Source organism: Klebsiella grimontii (assembly GCF_042137965.1).
Classification (GTDB): Bacteria; Pseudomonadota; Gammaproteobacteria; order Enterobacterales; family Enterobacteriaceae; genus Klebsiella; species Klebsiella grimontii.
The window spans coordinates 4,557,456-4,574,640 of the sequence record NZ_CP169721.1 but is presented as its reverse complement, the minus strand read 5'-3'; the positions used below and the strand labels follow the sequence as shown (position 1 = coordinate 4,574,640).

Genomic DNA, 17,185 nt, shown 5'->3' with positions numbered 1-17,185 from the left:
TCAGAAGAAACTCATGCCAATGATAATGGTATCCCCAGCCTGTACGGCGGAGTCGGCGGCGACGTTTTCCAGCAGTTTACCGCCGCGAAACTGGCGAATGCGGATGTCGTGGCGATCGGCGCGATCGGTAAACCCGCCGGCCAGCGCAATGGCTTTTTCCGCCGTTAAGCCGGGTTCCCATGCGTAGCCGTCCGGTTTTTTGACTTCGCCTAACAGATAAATCTTCCGGTATTCGGCAATGCTCACGGTCACCATTGGCGCCTGTAGATAGCTACCGCGCAGCTTATCGGCAATTTCGTTGCCGACCTGTTCCGGCGTTTTTCCTTTCAGCATCAGCGAGCCTATATAAGGATAATCAACGCTGCCGCTATTATCGATTTTTACGCGCATAGTGAGATCCTGCTCGCCGGAAACCGCGATATTGATCTCATCGCCCTGATCCAGATGATAAACGGCGTCCGGCGGCGTTCGGATCGTCTGCTGGGGAGCCGAACAGCCCGCCAGCCATAGCGCCAGAAGAGGAATAATCGCCCGTTTTCCATAGGTAAGGATCATATTTGTACCTGCGTCATAAAAATAATGGCCGAGTCGTTATAGCCCAGCGTGCGCTCGACCTCATGGTCATAGTCCGGGCCAATATAAAAGGCATCTTTTTCTTTATTAGAATGCATCGTGTTCCATTGCAGCTTCAGCTGAAAATTAACGGATGGACGGTAGTCGTAGTTGAAGGTGAGCGACACGAGATTTGATTGATCTTTGCGTCCGTTGGTCTGGTGCTTGTAATCCTCTGTAATATAAGAGTAATCAACCAGAGTGGAGAATCTGTCGACCAGCCAGTGGTGCTCATACCCCACACCGAAATTTGATACCAGAATATAGCCGCCGGAGTCGGTGGGATCTTTAATACGCTGCGAACTGTGTAAGTTGAGCTTTATCTGTTCGAGCGGTTTCCAGTCGGCGTTAATATCCCAGTTCAGGCCGTTGAATCCCTGTGAGTCGGGGTTATGGATGAAATCTTTATACAGCCAGGCAACGTTGCCGTGGATCTCGGTCTTGCCGGAAAGGCGGTTTTTCATGCCGACCAATAGATAGTATTCATTACTGTCTTTTAACGGGTTGAGCTCATAGCGACGCTGGTTAGTGATAAAACTATAGCGATAGCGCAGCGTTTTGGCTTTTTGATCAAACAGCTCGGCGACCAGGCTGTTTTCATGCCACTCCTGATCGTGCATGTAGTAATGAAAGTCGGCGCTGGCGTCCTCGATGCTGTCGAGATTGCGAAAGCGCAGCTGCTTGTGCATGAGCGCGACTTCTGCTTTGCCGCGCCCTTCCGGGGCGCCGTAGCTATAGCGCAGTTCGCTGTTAAAGAAGCGCGTGGCGATAGGCTGATTAATGCCAAACTCTGTAAACTGCTCGGGGAGAAACCCCTCGGTGGTATCGCGGCCGCGCTCTTCATGACCGAACGTTTCATCGAGATCCAACGACAGCCCGTGCATGCTGCCGAAGCGCCACTTGCCGTTAAACATAAAAAAATGGTTGTCGCGGTTATCTGCGCTATCGCTGGCGTAGCGGCGGTAATCGCCGGAGTACATCAGTAAATAGCGGTCTTCGTAGCGCTCGCCGATGGCTTTGAAAATCGGCTTCACGCCTTGATAAGCGGAGCCGATTTCATTGCCGCCGTAGCGTTGCCAGGTCACGTTGTCATTGTAACCGACGTCATAACCCACCTGGCTCTCGAAATCGATGCCAGCCACACCGGTATGTGGTTTAGCCTGCAGGTCCGCCCATGCGTAAGGAACCGCCAGTAGACCCGCGAGGAAAGTGAGTTCAGAACGCATTTTTCCCCACAAATCCGCGGAAAAACGTTAAAAAAACGATTTTGATATCCAGCAGCAGCGACCACGACTGAATATATTCCAGATCGTACTGAATACGTTTTTCCATTTTATCAATCGTGTCGGTTTCGCCGCGAAAGCCGTGAATTTGCGCCAGGCCGGTAATGCCGGGCTTCACTTTATGGCGGATCATGTAATTTTCCACCAACAGACGATATTGCTCATTGTGGGCCACTGCGTGAGGGCGTGGACCCACTATCGACATGGTTCCCTGCAGCACGTTAAAAAACTGCGGCAGTTCATCGAGCGAGGTTTTGCGTAAAAAAGCGCCAAAGCGGGTAATGCGCGGATCGTTACGCGTCGCCTGGGTCACTACCGCGCTGTTCTCCATTACGCGCATGGTTCTGAACTTCCAGACGGGGATCTGTTTACCGTTCAGGCCGTAACGGTTTTGTTTAAACAGAACAGGGCCCGGCGAAGTCAGCTTAATGCCGATCGCTACCGCCAGCATCACCGGCAGGCTGACCAGGGTAAAAAAAGCGCCAAGCACGATATCTTCGATACGCTTGAGCACCGCGCCTTCGCCTTCAAATGGCGACGTAAAAATGCTGATGGTCTGAATATTGCCGAACATCCGCAGCTGAGAAATATGTGAGCTGTAGGAAAAGAGGTCCGGCACCAGGAATACGTCCACGGTGGTGTCGGAAAATTCGTTCAGGAACTGGCGGATACGCTGCTGGGCGACCATCGGCAGGGCAATATAGACTTCATCGATTTCTCCGGCTTTCGCCAGCGCCAGCAGGTCTCTTGAGTTGCCTTTTTTCTCAATGCTGAGCAGGCGACTGTCGCGCTGAACGGCGCGGTCCTCAAAGAAGGTAATGTCTATCCCGTCGTGGGTATACTCCTTAAACAGCGCCTGCTCGATGGCCAGTCCGGCCGGCGTTATGCCTAAAATAGCCACCTTGAGTCTGGATTTGAAAAAATAGCGGCTGGAGATAACGCGAATAAGAAACATGCTAATAAATATGGCCATCGAACACAGCACAATTATTTCAGCCAACCGCACCGCGTTTGTGCTGGCGTGATTGTTCAGCAATAGTTCGGCGCTTACGAATAATAAAAATGACAACAGTCCGCTAATACAGACGCTGAAGAACAGCTTGGTTAATTTTTTTAAATATTGTCCCTTGAACTGACCGGAATATAACTGAAAGTGTTCATTAGCCCGGATAAAAATAAGTGAATATATTATTCCCAGGAACAGAGAGGCCGTTGAGGGTTCGACGAAAAAGTATTTTAAATAAGCGAAAATAAACAGGTTGACGGCAAAAAAATCCATTAGCTTCATCAGCTTGCTATAGCGGGCATTGTAAATCTTAATGGTACTATCCGTCATCTTTTTGCTCGTTTTATAGTCAATAAAATGATGTCCTGTCCTTCTTTAAAGCTGAATTTATGTCTATGAATCTATTGAAAAATTAAGCTTTAGATTGGCGTTGATTATTGTAGCCTACGATTAATCTTATGTCGAACCTGTCCATGACTGATAATCGATAACTTTTTATCATTGCCATTAAGCATAATGAATGATGATCCGGATTTAAGAGTAACAGAGGCTCGGGTGGCAAACTGGCGGCTGTGCGGGCTTCATGTTCCGGCCGATCCGCGATCGCGGGTGAAATCATCCGCGCCAGCGGGAGCTGGCGCGTTCATCGGCTAAATCCCAATACACATGTATTTGATTTCCAGGTAATCCTCTATCCCATACTTCGACCCTTCCCGACCCAGGCCGGAAGATTTAACCCCGCCGAAGGGGGCGACCTCGGTGGAGATAAGGCCGGTGTTAATCCCGATAATGCCGTACTCCAGCGCCTCGCCGACGCGAAAAACGCGGCCCAGATCGCGGGCGTAGAAATAGGCCGCGAGGCCGAACTCGGTGTCGTTGGCCTGAGCGATAACATCTGCCTCATCTTTAAAGCGGAATAGCGGGGCGAGGGGGCCAAAGGTCTCTTCTTTCGCCACTTTCGCATCGCCGGGGACGTCCACCAGAATCGTTGGCTGAAAGAAATTACCGCCCAGCTCATGGACTTTCCCGCCGGTTACTACCCGCGCGCCTTTGCCCAGCGCATCGGCGATATGCTCCTGCACTTTAGCGATCGCTTTCTCGTCAATCAGCGGCCCGATAGTGACGTTCGGCTGCAGGCCATCGCCAATTTGCAGCTTACTGACCGCCTGCTGAAGCTTTTCGGCGAAGCGATCGTAAACGCTATCCTGGACGTACAGGCGATTGGCGCAGACGCAGGTCTGTCCGGCGTTGCGAAACTTGGAGGCCAACGCGCCTTCGACGGCTTTATCGAGATCGGCGTCGTCAAAAACGATAAACGGCGCATTGCCGCCCAGCTCCAGCGAGACTTTCTTGATATCTTTCGCGCACTGCTCCATCAGCTGGCGGCCAATTTCCGTCGAGCCGGTAAAGGAGAGTTTGCGCACTAACGGGTTGCCGGTGAGCTCACCGCCGACCTCGCTGGCCGAACCGGTAACGACGTTAAATACCCCTTCGGGGATCCCGGCGCGGTTGGCGAGCTCCGCCAGCGCCAGCGCGGAAAACGGCGTCTGGCTGGCGGGCTTGAGCACCATCGTGCAGCCTGCGGCCAGCGCCGGGCCCGCCTTGCGGGTGATCATCGCCGAGGGGAAATTCCACGGGGTGATCGCGGCGGTCACGCCTATCGGTTGCTTAATCACCAGCAGCCGCTTATCGGCCTGATGGCCGGGAATGGTGTCGCCGTAGATGCGTTTGCCCTCTTCGGCAAACCACTCGATAAAGGAGGCGGCGTAGCTAATTTCGCCTTTTGCTTCCGCCAGCGGTTTCCCCTGTTCCAGCGTCATCAGGCGCGCCAAATCGTCCTGATGTTCCATCATCAGCTCAAACCAGCGGCGCAGGATACTGGAGCGTTCTTTGGCGGTAAGGGCGCGCCATGCGGGCAGCGCGCGGGCGGCGGCATCGATAGCTTCACGGGTTTCCCCGGCGCCCATTTTGGGTACGTTGCCCAGCGGCTGGCCGTTGGCGGGGTTGGTCACCGCGAGAGTCTCTTTGCCGCTGGCGTCGCGCCAGCGTCCATTAATCATTGCCTGCTGGCGAAAAAGGGTAGGGTCGTTAAGTTGCATGATTGCGTCCTGTCTTAATCTGTTTTAGCAGTGAATGCGTCCGGCTCGGCGGGGACTGATACTCCCGGCAGACCCAGCGGCGTCAAACATTTGTCCCTGTTTAGTGTAGTCGAACGCGTTGAGGAAGCCGGGCGCCGGGCGTTTTTCGGCCGCAATAACCATCATTAATTTACGGTTATTTGAACTGGCGGTACGTTATTGTGCAAAAAATGCGGTATTTTTTATGCTCAACTGGCAAGAAAGGAGCGCTCTATGTCACAGCAAGAAAGGTTTTGTCAGGCCTGTGGAATGCCGATGTCCGCCGAAGGTGCGAAAAGCGCAAGCGACGATTATTGCGCCTGGTGCTGCGATAGCGAGGGGAAGCTTAAGTCCTGGGAGGATGCCGTTTCCGGCCTGGCCGAGTACCTCGATTCCTGGCAGAAGGTCGGGCCCGTGGAATCACGCAAGCGGGCGATGCGTTATTTAACGGCCATGCCCGCGTGGGCCCATAAAGCGGAAGATTAACCGGCGGCCCGGAGCCAAAACTCCGGGCTTTTTAACGTTATCAGAACTTCCAGGAGACGCTGCCGACGATGCTGCGCTCCGCGCCAAAGTAGCAGTAGGAGAGCGAGTTACAGGCGGCAATGTAGCTCTTGTCGGTCAGGTTATTGACGTTCAGCTGGGCGCTGAGGCCTTTAATTCCCACCTTCGACAGGTCATAGCCAATCGCCATATCCACCAGCGTATAGGACGGCAGAGTGTGCGTATTCAGGCGATCGCTGGTAATGCCGTTGACGTAGCGCACGCCGGAACCGAGCGTCAGGCCATCCAGCGGGCCGCTTTTCACATCGTAGCTCAGCCAGGCGCTGGCCTGATTGCGCGGCGCGTAGACGGCGCGCTTGCCTTGCTCTTCCGGGCTGCTTTTCTTATAGCGAATGTCGGTATAGGTATAGGCGGCCTGCAGGCGGAAGCTGTCCGTTAGCTGGCTGATCGCCTCCAGCTCCACCCCTTTCGACTCAATTTCGCCGATCGAACGATACGGATCGGTCGGTTCTTCTTTGGTGGCGATATTGGTCTGATTGATGCGGAATACCGAGGCGCTGAACTGGCTGTTCATTCCTTCCGGCTCATACTTCAGCCCGGCCTCCCACTGCTTGCCTTTCATCGGATCGAGCACGTTGCCGTTTTCATCGGCGAAGCTGGTGGGCGTAAAGGCGGTAGAGTAGCTGATGTACGGGGCAAACCCGTTGTCGAACAGATACAACAGCGCGGCGCGGGTGCTGAAGTTGTTCTTATCCAGATCGCTGCGCGTTTGATTGAGCTTATCGATATTCGACACGCTGACCTGGTCGTAGCGCCCGCCGAGGGTGAAGCGCCAGCGCTCCCAGGACATCTGATCTTGCAGATAGTAGCCGGTCTGGCGCAGCTTGTGCTTCTCGCGGCTGTACATGGTGATGTAATCCGGCTTCGCGCCGTAGACCGGATTAAAGGCGTCGATAGCCGGGAATGCGCCATAGTAGCCGGTGGTGTCGTTGCTGCGGTCCTGATAGTCGATCCCCATCAGCAGGCGATGGTTGACGGCCCAGGTATCGACGCTGCCGTCGAGCTGGTTATCAAGGGTGATGGCGTTCATCTTTTCGTCCGAGCCGGAATAGCCGCGGTTCAGCTCGCTTTCGTTCAGCCAGCCCGCGGCATACACCTGATTCAGCTCAACTTTGGTATGCAGGTAGCGCAGCTTCTGCCGCACCGACCAGCCGTTATCAAACATATGCTCGAAGTTGTAGCCGACCATATTTTCGCGGCGATCGTACTTGTCGTAATCATCTTCGCCTTCGAAGAAGGTATTCGCGATTTTCTTGCCGTTGTGCGGCACCACGGTGCCTTCATAGGGGAGGCCCGAGTGGCTGCCGCCCTCCGGATCGCGATGTAGATAGGCCATTAAATCAAGTCGCGTCTGGTCGGTGATGCGCCAGGTCAGGCTGGGCATGATCGCGTAGCGCTGCTCTTTTAAGGTATCAAACTGCGAGTCCGCATAGCGGGTCATGCCGCTTAAGCGCGCCGCCACGCGATCGTCGTCGTCCAGCGCCCCGGTGACGTCGAACGCCGCCCCGCGCTGGTTGTTATTCCCGGCAAACAGCTTGATTTCACCGCCGGGATCGAATGAGGGTTTACGCGAGGTGAGGGCGACGATGCCGCCGGGCGAAGAGCGGCCGTACAGCACCGAGGCCGGGCCGCGCACCACTTCGATATTTTCGAGGAACCACGGATCGACCACCAGCGAGCTGTGCGAGTTGGTATCGCCCATCATTTTCAGGCCGTCGAGATAGACGTTATCCAGGCTGCCGTCGGAGAAGCCGCGCAGGACGATATAGTCAAAGCGGTTGGAGGCGCCAATCTGGTTGCTGTAAACCCCGGGGGTATAGCTCACGGCCTGGCGGACGCTGATCGCGCCCTGTTCTTCAAACTGCTCGCGGGTGATAATGGACACCGACTGCGGCGTCTCAATATCCGGCGTGGCAATTTTGGTCGCGCCGCTCTGCATCTGCGAAGTGACCACGATGGTTTCGTTTTTAGTTGTTTCCTGGGCCAGCAGGGGGAAAGCGACGCCGCCGGTCACCCATCCCACCAGTAGCGCCAGGCGAGTTTTCGCAAACATGAACATCTCCAAAGGCATTTCTAATTGTTAATAAGAATTATTACCTTTTTGATGCTCTCTATAGCTATGCGCAATGCCAGGATACGTATGCGCGCTGCCAAAGCCGCTAACTATTTTTCGCAAAAAAGGGAAAAATGGATTAGCCCACCTTTTGCACATCGCAGGGCGAGATGCCGTAGCGCCGACGAAAGGCGGTAGAGAAGTTGGTGGCGTGCTGATAGCCCGACATCCAGGCCGCTTGCTGTACGCTATATCCTTCAAGCAGATAGCCTCTTGCCCGCGCCAGGCGGCAGTCGCGCAGGTAGTCGAAGACCGAGCAGCCGTATGTCTGGCGAAACTTGCTGCGCAAGCTGCTGGAGCTCATCGCCGCCCGCTGGGCCAGCTCATTGAGGCTATAGTCATTTTCCGGCGACTGCTCCAGCAGGCGGCGAACCCTCTCCAGCCGCTGCCGCTCGCCGCCCGCCGGGGCGACGTGCTTCGCGCTTTCGTCCTGGCATACGCTCAGCCCGTGACCGAACAGCTGAAGAATCAGCCCCTCCAGCATCAGCTGGCGGGAAACGCGGCCAGGCGAACTCTGCTGTGCGTACTGCAGCCCGCTCAGCAGAAACCCCGGTATCTGCCAGATAAGCGTTGGCGTCTGGCATCTTTCCCATTCGCGCATCAATGAATCGAGCAGGCCGTCGCGCCACGCGCCGTCCGGGTAGAGTCCGAGGGAGAGCGTACGTAGCCGGCTGTCGGCATCGTGGCGGGCGCGCATCGTCTGTTGTTCGCTAAGACGCGAAGTGAACGCCATCCCGGAACGGACGAGGTGCTGCTCCCCGTTGAGGGTCAGGGCGACACAGCCTTCCAGCACCACCAGCATATAGAGCGGGCTGCTGTGGCGGGAGGTGGTCTCATAGGGCTGCAACACCTGAACATCAGAATGGGTGACGCACATACCGCAGGGCAGCGTCATCTCTTCCACTTCTCCCCGCAGCACCGGGCTGGCGTGCGAGGGGGCTGGCGTTTGCCGCAGCAGCGGGAAGCGGTAGTCGATACCGTATCGTTCACCAAACGCCATAAACTCGCTGACGGAGAAAGTTTTTCTCGGCGCCTGGCGGGCGGGTTCGTTGTGCGTCGTTGTCTTGTTCATGCGGTTGTCGGCACCGGAAAGGGGGCGTCATCAGATAGGGTAACTTTACCATTGCGCGGGCAGAGCGACAATAAAATGAGAATCATTATCAATGATTGCGGCGCAGCGGCAAGGGGCGCGCGGACGGGCGATGTCCGCGCGTTTGCAGAAGGGGTCAGGCGTCCGCGTTGTCCAGCGGCCAGGAGTCAAACAGGTAGCCGTCGAAGTAAATATCGTCGACGTTGGAGAACTCCAGCAGGCGCCGTTTAACGTTTTCCAGATGCTGCCACATGGCGAGCTTGGCCGCCCGGGCGTCTTTTTTGATTAAGGCGGCGAGGATCCGTTTATGATCCACCAGCCACTCCTGGCGGTAGTGGGTATCGCCGAGATGGCGGTGCAGCTGGATCCACATGGGATTATTCTCCCGCCACTGCCATGACTGGCGGAACAGCTCTACCAGCATACTGTTATGGGTCGCTTCGGCGATGGCGAGGTGAAACTGCATATCGCCGCTTTCGGAGCCGCCCGGCGCGCTGCTGGCCAGCTCGCGCTCTTCAAGCTGTAAGGCCTGGCGCATTTTGATGATATCTTCCCGGGTCGCCTGCAGGGCGGCAAACTCGGCGATATTGCTTTCCAGCAGCTGGCGGGCCTGCAGCAGTTCAAACGGACCGGCATCATTGCAGTGGTTCATGTCCGCGCTCTCCGCCGCGCCTTCTCCGGCGGCGTTATCGAGCACGTAGATCCCGGCGCCGCGGCGCACTTCGACCAGCCCTTTAATTTCCAGCATGATCAGCGCTTCACGAACCACGGTACGGGTGACGTCCAGCATCTCGGCGATCTCGCGCTCCGGCGGTAAGCGATCGCCGGGGCGATAGGGCGTCTTGACGATCAGGTCGCGGATCAACGCGCCGACTTCCTGATAGGGTCTGTGCTGAGAAATTTGTGATTTCATGATGTTATGTTGTGAGATGCGATAGCCCGGTGGCTGACTATAGCATTTGGCTGGAGGGTTAGCATCTCTCTCGGCTGGGGATACTCAAAACGGGTCAACCAAATTATGCTTCAGTTGACCCGTAACAGGAGGGTGATTACAGGCTGGCCCTGACTGCCGCAACGGACTCGCGGGCGCCGCGTTTGCACAGCTGTTGGTACGCCTGGGTTACCGCATTGACAAATTCGCTATTGTCCGGCAGATCGTGGGCAAAAATTCCGCTTATGGCCAGCAGCGCCGGGACGCGTTCCGCTTCCTGATAACGCTGGTTGATCTGTTGGAATTCCGCCTGTAGCGGGTCGACGACATCAATCGGTTGCCCCTGTTCATCGATCCCCAGGGTGTAGCGCATCCAGCCCGCCACGCCGAGCGCCAGGTGACGCCAGTCGCTGCCATTTTGCAAATGCAGACGGATGGGATCCAGCAGACGCTGCGGCAGCTTCTGGCTACCGTCCATGGCGATCTGCCAGGTGCGATGACGCAGGGACGGGTTGCTGAATCGGGCGATCAGCAGCGTGGCGTAAGCCTGTAGATCGGTACCTTCCGGCATCGACAGCGTCGGCGCCTGCTCCTGCATCATCAGGGCCAAAGCCGCTTTGCGGTAGGCCGGGTTGGTCATGGTATCGGCGATGGTTTCATAGCCGCCGAGATAGCCCAGATACGCGAGGAAAGAGTGGCTGCCGTTGAGCATTCGCAGCTTCATCATTTCAAACGGCACCACGTCTTCAACAAACTGCGCGCCGACTTTGTCCCACGCCGGGCGGCCGTTGACGAAGCTATCTTCAATCACCCACTGGCGGAACGGTTCGCAGGCGATGGCGCACGGATCGTAGACGCCAAGCTGGTCGGCAATCTCCTGCAGGGTTTCGGGCGTCGCCGCGGGCACGATGCGATCAACCATGGTGCACGGGAAGGTAGCATGGGCTTCAATCCACGCCGCCAGCTGCGGGTCGCGCGCCTGGGCCAGGCCAAGCACCGCCACTTTCGCCACGTGGCCATTCTCGCGAACGTTATCGCAGGACATCACCGTAAAGGCGTTTAGCCCCTCTTCGCGGCGCAGGCGCAGCGCTTCGACGATATAGCCTATGGCGGATTTCGGCGTCGCCGGGTTAGCGAGGTCGTGTTGAATCAGCGGATTATTCAGATCGAGCTGACCGCTGGCCGCATCGGTGCAGTAGCCCTTTTCCGTTACCGTCAGAGAGACGATGGCCGTGTGCGGGCGCGTCATGGCGCGCAGTATGCCCTCGCAGCCGTCGATTTCCGGATGCAGCGCCTCTTTCATTGAACCGATGATTTTCAGCTCGGTGCTGTCAGCGCCCTTCTCCGCCACGGTATAAAGCAGCTGCTGATTTTTCAGATTCTCAATCAGGACGCGGTCGTTGCCCGGCATCAGGTTGACTTCGCAGATGCCCCAGTCGCTATCGCTGGTTTCCAGCAGATGATGGGTGTAAAGCGCCTGATGCGCGCGGTGAAACGCGCCGCAGCCCAGGTGAACGATGCGGGATTCCAGGCGAGAACGATCCCACGCAGGGCGTGTAACCGGCAGGTTGCTGTCGGCAAGGGTGGCAGTCATAGCAAACTCCAGGGTGGGCCGCAACGGGCGACCGAAGGGATAAAGGCGGGGCGCTGTCGGCCCCGCCAGTCAGGAATTAGCGGCTAAAAAAAGCGCGCTGAATCGCCAGCTCGACGCCGCGGACCTCAGCCAGCCCTTTCAGGCGGCCAATCGCGGAATAGCCGGGGTTGGTTTTCTTTTTCAGGTCGTCGAGCATCTGGTGGCCGTGGTCAGGACGCATCGGAATAAGATCCTCTTTGCCTTCCGCTTTACGGCGGTGCTCTTCTTCGACAATCGCTTTCACTACTTCGTACATGTCCACGTCGCCGTGCAGATGCGCGGCTTCGTGGAAGGTTTTCGGGTTCTCTTCGCGCAGCGTAGATCGCAGGTGGGTGAAGTAAATGCGCGGGCCAAACTGCTTAATCATATCAACCAGATCGTTGTCGGCGCGGACCCCGTAGGAGCCGGTGCACATGGTAAAGCCGTTCGCCATGCTGTTCACCGTGTTGACCATCCACTGCATATCTTCAATGGTCGAGACGATGCGCGGCAGGCCGAGAATCGGGCGCGGCGGATCGTCCGGGTGCACCGCCATACGCACGCCAGCCTCTTCGGCGACGGGAATAATCGCTTTCAGGAAGGCAGCGAAATTCTCGCGCAGGGCGGCTTTATCGATATCTTTATAGGTCGCAAGATGCTGGCGGAACTGGTCGAGGGTATAACCCTCTTCCGCGCCCGGCAGACCGGCGATAATGTTGCGGGTCAGGCGCGCTTTATCTTCATCGCTCATGGCGGCGAAACGCTGATTCGCCTGGGCGACCTCTTCGGCGGTGTAGTCCGCTTCCGCGCCCGGACGCTTGAGGATATGCAGCTCAAAGGCGGCGAATTCAATCTGATCGAAGCGCAGGGCTTTGGAGCCATCCGGCAGGACGTACTCAAGGTCGGTACGGGTCCAGTCGAGGACCGGCATAAAGTTGTAGCACACGGTGCGAATACCGCACTGGGCCAGATTGCGCAGGCTCTGCTGATAGTTAGCGATCCACTGCGCGTAGTTGCCGGTATGAGTTTTGATCTCTTCGTGAATCGGTACGCTTTCGACCACCGACCATACCAGGCCGGCTTCTTCCACGATGGCTTTACGCTTGAGGATCTCGTCAACCGTCCACACTTCGCCGTTCGGGATATGGTGCAGGGCGGTAACCACTCCGGTCGCGCCCGCCTGACGGACGTCAGCTAAAGTGACCGGATCGTTAGGGCCATACCAGCGCCATGTCTGTTCCATGCTTAACCTCTTCACGTTGTTGACCTGCTTCAGGCCGCTGCTTTGATGGGAGCGTCGGTTCCGGTCAACCATCGTAACGGAGGAGAAACCAGACGATATGGCGTATAAATTCCTCCAATTGGTCGAACAAGTCAACCATGAAAGGTAAATTGGTAAACCAAAATGTGATGGAGATTCGCTAATGGCATAAGTGAAAGGCCCGACTTCATTTCAGCCCCGTTGAGTAGCGTCTGTAGATTCTGCTGACGCTCAGGAGAGCGTAGGGCCCTGTGCGTCACGTCTTGATAAATGGTTAACCAATAGCGTCAACATGTCGACCATAAGCGCCAGAAAGCGTGCGGACTCGCCGTAGATCACACTTTTTGACTATAACGATTTCCATATAAAAACTGCGTGTTATCATTTCGCTGGTAAATACCTTTTCAACTCTCACCGAGGCTTTGATGCTGGAGAATGTCATCATTAGATAATCAGTTTCCCGACCTTTTCAGGCCGGACTGGTTATCGCTGCGCTTAAACCTTACGCGAACACCTGCGGGTGTTGGCTCGTTTTTACGCATGATGATGAACAGGTTTCTTCAGTATGAATCTATCCCGTCAGGAACAACGTACCTTACACGTTCTCGCTAAAGGTGGCCGGATCGCGCACGTTCGCGATGCATCAGGCCGCGTCACTTCTGTTGAATGCTACAGCCGCGAAGGGCTCCTGCTCAGCGACTGCACGCTCGCCGTTTTCAAAAAACTCAAAACCAAAAAGCTGATTAAGTCCGTCAACGGACAGCCCTATCGCATCAATACCACCGGGCTGAATAATGTCCGCGCACAGCTGGATAATCGCTAAGGAGCCTCTGATGACAAACCACAGCTTCACTTTTCATGTCGCCTCTGAAGGCGATACCAATGACATTCTCCATGTCGAAACCCGGGCTTTCGGCTACAGCAAAGAGGCCAGGCTGGTGGCCGATTTGCTCAACGATGAGAGCGCCTGCCCGACGTTATCGCTGCTGGCCAGGCATAACGGAAAGGCGGTTGGGCATATTTTATTCACCCGGGCGACGTTCAAAGGGGAGCCGGACTCGCCGATGATGCACATCCTTGCTCCCCTTGCGGTGGTGCCGGAATACCAGGGCGCGGGCGTTGGCGGAGGGCTTATCCGGCACGGCATTGAGCAGTTGAAAGCCATGGGAAGCCAGACGGTATTTGTTCTGGGCCACGCCACTTACTACCCCAGGCATGGGTTTGAGCCATGCGCGGGAGATAAAGGCTATCCGGCGCCTTATCCCATTCCCGAGGCGCTCAAAGCCTGCTGGATGCTGCAGCCGCTTTCATCTCAGCCGCTGGGACGAACGGGTCAAATACAGTGCGCCCGGGCGTTAATGAAACCCGAGCACTGGCGCGAGTAATCAATAAGGAAATGATGATGACTATTGGCACGATTATTACAGGTTCCAGGCATATCGTGTTGTCATCCCGGGAGCGCAAAATCCCCTGGGATGACCCGGCGTTTAGCCAGCGTATGCTAGAGAACCATCTGTCGCAGGAGCACGACTGGGCCAGCCGCAGGCGGGCGGTTATCGAACAACAGGTGGCGTGGATTGCCGGACAGCTGCCCGCCGGCGCCCGCATTCTCGACCTCGGCTGCGGGCCGGGTCTTTACACGCGCCTGCTGGCCGAGCGCGGCTTCTGCTGTACGGGCGTGGATTTTTCACCGGCGTCGATCGCCTGGGCCCGCCAGCAGGCTCAGGCGGCCGGGCTTGATATTGCCTATCACCAGCAGGACGTTCGCGACTACGCGCCGGAAACACCGTTTGATTTCATCATGATGACCTTCGGTGAACTGAATGTGTTCAGCGCGGCTGAGGCCCGTTCGCTGGTCAACCGCTGCGCGCAGTGGCTGGTTCCGTGGGGAAAGCTGCTCATCGAGGTTCATACCTATGCCGAAGTTAAACGTCAGGGAATGGCCGAGCCCGGCTGGCAGCGCTGTCCGCAGGGGCTGTTTCTGGATGTTCCGCACCTGCTTTTGACCGAGCACGCCTGGGATCCGGCGGCGCAAACCAGCTCTACGCTGTTCATGGCGATTGAAGAGAGCGGCAAGGTGACGCGCTTCGGCAGCCAGATGACCGCATGGCGCGATGACGGCTATCTCGACCTGCTGCGTACGGCGGGTTTGACCACCATTACCCGCCCGGATGAGGCGGAATGGCCGGTCAGCGAAACCTTTGCCGGCAAGATGTACGCGCTGCTGGCCGAAAAAAACGTTCCCGATTCTCTTTGTGCAACACCCATAAAAGGAATTCAACCATTGGATATCCCACATATTTTCACCATTAGTGAAAGCGCTCACCGCATCCATAACCCGTTTACGCCGGAAAAATACGCCGCCCTTGGCCGCGTGCTGCGGATGAAGGCCGGAACCCGCCTACTCGACCTCGGCAGCGGTTCCGGGGAGATGCTCTGTACCTGGGCGCGCGATCACGGCATCCGCGGTATCGGCGTTGATATGAGCGCGCTGTTCAGCCAGCAGGCTCAGCGGCGGGCAGAAGAGCTCGGCGTTGCCGACAGCGTAACCTTTATTCATCAGGACGCCGCCGGTTACGTCGCCGAGGAAAAATGCGACATCGCCGCCTGCGTTGGCGCGACCTGGATCGGCGGCGGCGTTGCCGGGACTATCGCGCTGCTGAGCAAAAGCCTCAAACCCGGCGGTATGCTGCTGATTGGCGAACCGTACTGGCGCAAGATTCCGGCAACGGAAGAGATAGCACAGGCCTGTGGCGCCTCTTCGCTCGCCGACTTTCTGACGCTTCCCGACCTGGTCTCCTCTTACGATGCGCTTGGCTATGACCTCGTCGAAATGGTGCTGGCGGACCAGGAAGGTTGGGACCGCTACGAAGCGGCGAAATGGCTCACCCTGCGCCGTTGGTTAGAGGAAAACCCCGATGATGACTTTGCGTCAGAAGTCAGGGCGGAGCTGACGATGGCGCCAAAACGCCATGTCACCTGGACGCGTGAGTATTTTGGCTGGGGCGTGTTTGCGTTAATCAAGCGGTAGTTGAAATACCCGGCATAGCCGCAAGGCTATGCCGGGGTCAGGGGGATTCAGAACCGTAGGAAAGGGCACCTTGGGTCAGGCCTGACGGCGGCAGCCCGTGTTATCAGAATTTCACGGTCACCTGATTGCCGATCACCCACGCGTTTTTAATCTCCTCGCTTCCTCCCGGGTGGGCCAGCAGCTGCAGGTTAGGGCGCACGGTCAGCCAGGGCGTAACGCGGAAGCTATAATGCAGCTCTGCGGCGTACTCGGCTTTGCGAACCGGGACATACAGGGGATTATCGTAATCCTCGATCCCCCGCATCTGGTTCAGGAGCTGCGCCCGACGGGCGACTCTGTCGTTGGCGTGCATTTTACTGACGCCGAAGCTGATAAAGTCCTGCGGACGACTGGCGAAAGGACCTTTATAAATGGCGCCTGCCTGCATCTGATAGTCCATTGTCGCTGTATCTTTATCATTCATTGCCAGATGCGCGAAAAGGCTAAGGCCATTTTGTCGATGGCTGCTCGAGTGGGTAATTTGCTGGCTGATATAGAGATAACCTCCGTAGCGGCCGTCGTGTCGCCGGGCGGCCTGGTGCGTGAGGACATAGGGGTCGCCATTGTCATCATCCAGCACATCGTTGGCCTCCGCCGTGTTATACCAGCCCCCGAGTTTCCAGATGCCGGGGAGTTTTGCCGCGCCGAGGGTGGGTGAGTATCCCAGCTCAAAAAGGTACATGTACCCCAGATGCCCGGTTCCATCGAGCTCGAAGCTTCCGTGGCGGGTGGCGTAGTTAGGATTGTACTGAAACGCCCCGGCCTGGACGTATAGCGCTGGGGTAGGGCTGTATTTGACGCGGCCACCCCACTGGCCTATAGGGGTGTTATACCAGACGCCGCTGCCGTGTCCGGCTAAAGAACCGCACAGCGACAGGTTTTGAAAAAAGCAGCCGTTATTATCAAAATCCTCTCCTGGCGGCATCAGTCCCACCTTGATATCCAGCTTCTTCTCCCACCCGCTTTTTTTGAACCAAAACTGCGTCGCGTGCCATGTTTGCCCCCGCCCGTAGTTACTCTGGACACCGGAGCCTATTACCGGCGCGCGCGGATCCTGTAGCCGATCCTGAGTCAGATCTCGTCCGTTACGATTATTCACCGACGCTTTAAATTCACCGTCGCGAATACCTAAAATCTTTTCCAGGTCCATATCTACGCCGAGAATATACTGGTCGCTGTAGCGCAGGGTTTTATCGCGATCGTAACCGCCGGAAATATTCGTGGCCGTCATCGCGCTATATTCCAGCGTAAAATCATAGCCATGCTGACGCAGATCCGTCCGCACGCCTCCCCACTCTCCGGTCATATTTTTTGCTGTTGGAGAAAAAAGCGTATCGTTGGCCAGAGCCAGTAAAGGATAGAGAAATGCCAGCAGCATCATGCCGCTTTTAATGAGTGTGTTCATGTTTTTCACCGCCCGTTGATGAGCCAGGTCTATGAAGTGTTCCCGATAGGGCGCAGCTGAATCAGCCGACTACGCCGACCTCCTGTCAGAGGTGGCTCCGCGAATCCCGGAGCCACAGGCC

Annotated in this window: 14 protein-coding genes and 1 pseudogene; 5 read left to right on the top strand and 10 right to left on the bottom strand. The window is 56.6% G+C overall.

Going from position 1 to position 17,185, the window contains the following annotated elements:
• The 4 genes from ACE3MN_RS21470 to gabD all read right to left on the bottom strand — a co-directional run bounded on the left by ACE3MN_RS21470 (position 1) and on the right by gabD (position 5,000).
• Positions 1 to 555, bottom strand: a complete 555-nt coding sequence (locus ACE3MN_RS21470) for a polysaccharide biosynthesis/export family protein (RefSeq protein ID WP_024359125.1) — start codon at positions 553 to 555, stop codon at positions 1 to 3.
• Positions 552 to 1,838, bottom strand: coding sequence for an outer membrane beta-barrel protein (locus ACE3MN_RS21465; RefSeq protein ID WP_004133795.1), 1,287 nt, complete (start codon positions 1,836 to 1,838; stop codon positions 552 to 554). The genes ACE3MN_RS21470 and ACE3MN_RS21465 overlap by 4 nt, the downstream gene beginning before the upstream one ends.
• On the bottom strand, positions 1,828 to 3,231 hold the full coding sequence (locus tag ACE3MN_RS21460; protein ID WP_004133794.1) for an undecaprenyl-phosphate glucose phosphotransferase: 1,404 nt from the start codon (positions 3,229 to 3,231) through the stop codon (positions 1,828 to 1,830). The genes ACE3MN_RS21465 and ACE3MN_RS21460 overlap by 11 nt, the downstream gene beginning before the upstream one ends.
• A gap of 320 nt (positions 3,232 to 3,551) precedes the next feature.
• On the bottom strand, positions 3,552 to 5,000 hold the full coding sequence (gene gabD, locus ACE3MN_RS21455; RefSeq protein WP_049088527.1) for an NADP-dependent succinate-semialdehyde dehydrogenase: 1,449 nt from the start codon (positions 4,998 to 5,000) through the stop codon (positions 3,552 to 3,554).
• A 252-nt stretch (positions 5,001 to 5,252) separates the two neighbouring features.
• Here gabD and ACE3MN_RS21450 point away from each other — a divergent pair, with 252 nt between their 5' ends.
• The gene (locus ACE3MN_RS21450) at positions 5,253 to 5,504 is read left to right on the top strand and encodes a zinc ribbon domain-containing protein (protein ID WP_004133790.1); all 252 of its coding nucleotides are present in this window, start codon (positions 5,253 to 5,255) and stop codon (positions 5,502 to 5,504) included.
• A gap of 40 nt (positions 5,505 to 5,544) precedes the next feature.
• On the opposite strand, the gene foxA is transcribed toward ACE3MN_RS21450, so the two are convergent.
• The 5 genes from foxA to uxuA form a co-directional block, all read right to left on the bottom strand.
• Positions 5,545 to 7,653, bottom strand: coding sequence for a ferrioxamine B receptor FoxA (foxA, locus tag ACE3MN_RS21445; RefSeq protein WP_102650400.1), 2,109 nt, complete (start codon positions 7,651 to 7,653; stop codon positions 5,545 to 5,547).
• Between the two features lie 121 nt (positions 7,654 to 7,774).
• Positions 7,775 to 8,767 (bottom strand): AraC family transcriptional regulator, encoded by a 993-nt coding sequence (locus tag ACE3MN_RS21440; RefSeq protein WP_049085651.1) that lies wholly within the window; start codon positions 8,765 to 8,767, stop codon positions 7,775 to 7,777.
• A gap of 154 nt (positions 8,768 to 8,921) precedes the next feature.
• Entirely contained in the window at positions 8,922 to 9,698 is a 777-nt protein-coding gene (uxuR, locus tag ACE3MN_RS21435) for a Uxu operon transcriptional regulator (protein ID WP_024359123.1), read from the bottom strand.
• A gap of 136 nt (positions 9,699 to 9,834) precedes the next feature.
• On the bottom strand, positions 9,835 to 11,310 hold the full coding sequence (locus ACE3MN_RS21430) for a fructuronate reductase (protein ID WP_049130810.1): 1,476 nt from the start codon (positions 11,308 to 11,310) through the stop codon (positions 9,835 to 9,837).
• 76 nt (positions 11,311 to 11,386) lie between these two features.
• A complete protein-coding gene (uxuA, locus tag ACE3MN_RS21425; RefSeq protein WP_102650401.1) occupies positions 11,387 to 12,571 on the bottom strand; it encodes a mannonate dehydratase in 1,185 nt (394 codons plus the stop codon).
• A 583-nt stretch (positions 12,572 to 13,154) separates the two neighbouring features.
• On the opposite strand from uxuA, the gene ACE3MN_RS21420 reads away from it, so the two are divergent.
• The 4 genes and pseudogenes from ACE3MN_RS21420 to ACE3MN_RS21405 all read left to right on the top strand — a co-directional run bounded on the left by ACE3MN_RS21420 (position 13,155) and on the right by ACE3MN_RS21405 (position 15,620).
• Positions 13,155 to 13,412, top strand: a complete 258-nt coding sequence (locus tag ACE3MN_RS21420; protein ID WP_004132607.1) for a YjhX family toxin — start codon at positions 13,155 to 13,157, stop codon at positions 13,410 to 13,412.
• 10 nt (positions 13,413 to 13,422) lie between these two features.
• Complete coding sequence (locus tag ACE3MN_RS21415) at positions 13,423 to 13,974, top strand: GNAT family N-acetyltransferase (protein ID WP_004132606.1); 552 nt, start codon at positions 13,423 to 13,425, stop codon at positions 13,972 to 13,974.
• An 11-nt stretch (positions 13,975 to 13,985) separates the two neighbouring features.
• Positions 13,986 to 14,465, top strand: a pseudogene (locus ACE3MN_RS21410) (class I SAM-dependent methyltransferase); the annotation flags it as partial.
• A gap of 408 nt (positions 14,466 to 14,873) precedes the next feature.
• Positions 14,874 to 15,620, top strand: a complete 747-nt coding sequence (locus ACE3MN_RS21405) for an SAM-dependent methyltransferase (RefSeq protein ID WP_257999610.1) — start codon at positions 14,874 to 14,876, stop codon at positions 15,618 to 15,620.
• A gap of 103 nt (positions 15,621 to 15,723) precedes the next feature.
• Here the strand turns inward: ACE3MN_RS21405 and ACE3MN_RS21400 are convergent, their stop codons facing one another.
• The gene (locus ACE3MN_RS21400; protein ID WP_049085654.1) at positions 15,724 to 17,064 is read right to left on the bottom strand and encodes a carbohydrate porin; all 1,341 of its coding nucleotides are present in this window, start codon (positions 17,062 to 17,064) and stop codon (positions 15,724 to 15,726) included.
• Between the last annotated feature and the right edge of the window lie 121 nt (positions 17,065 to 17,185).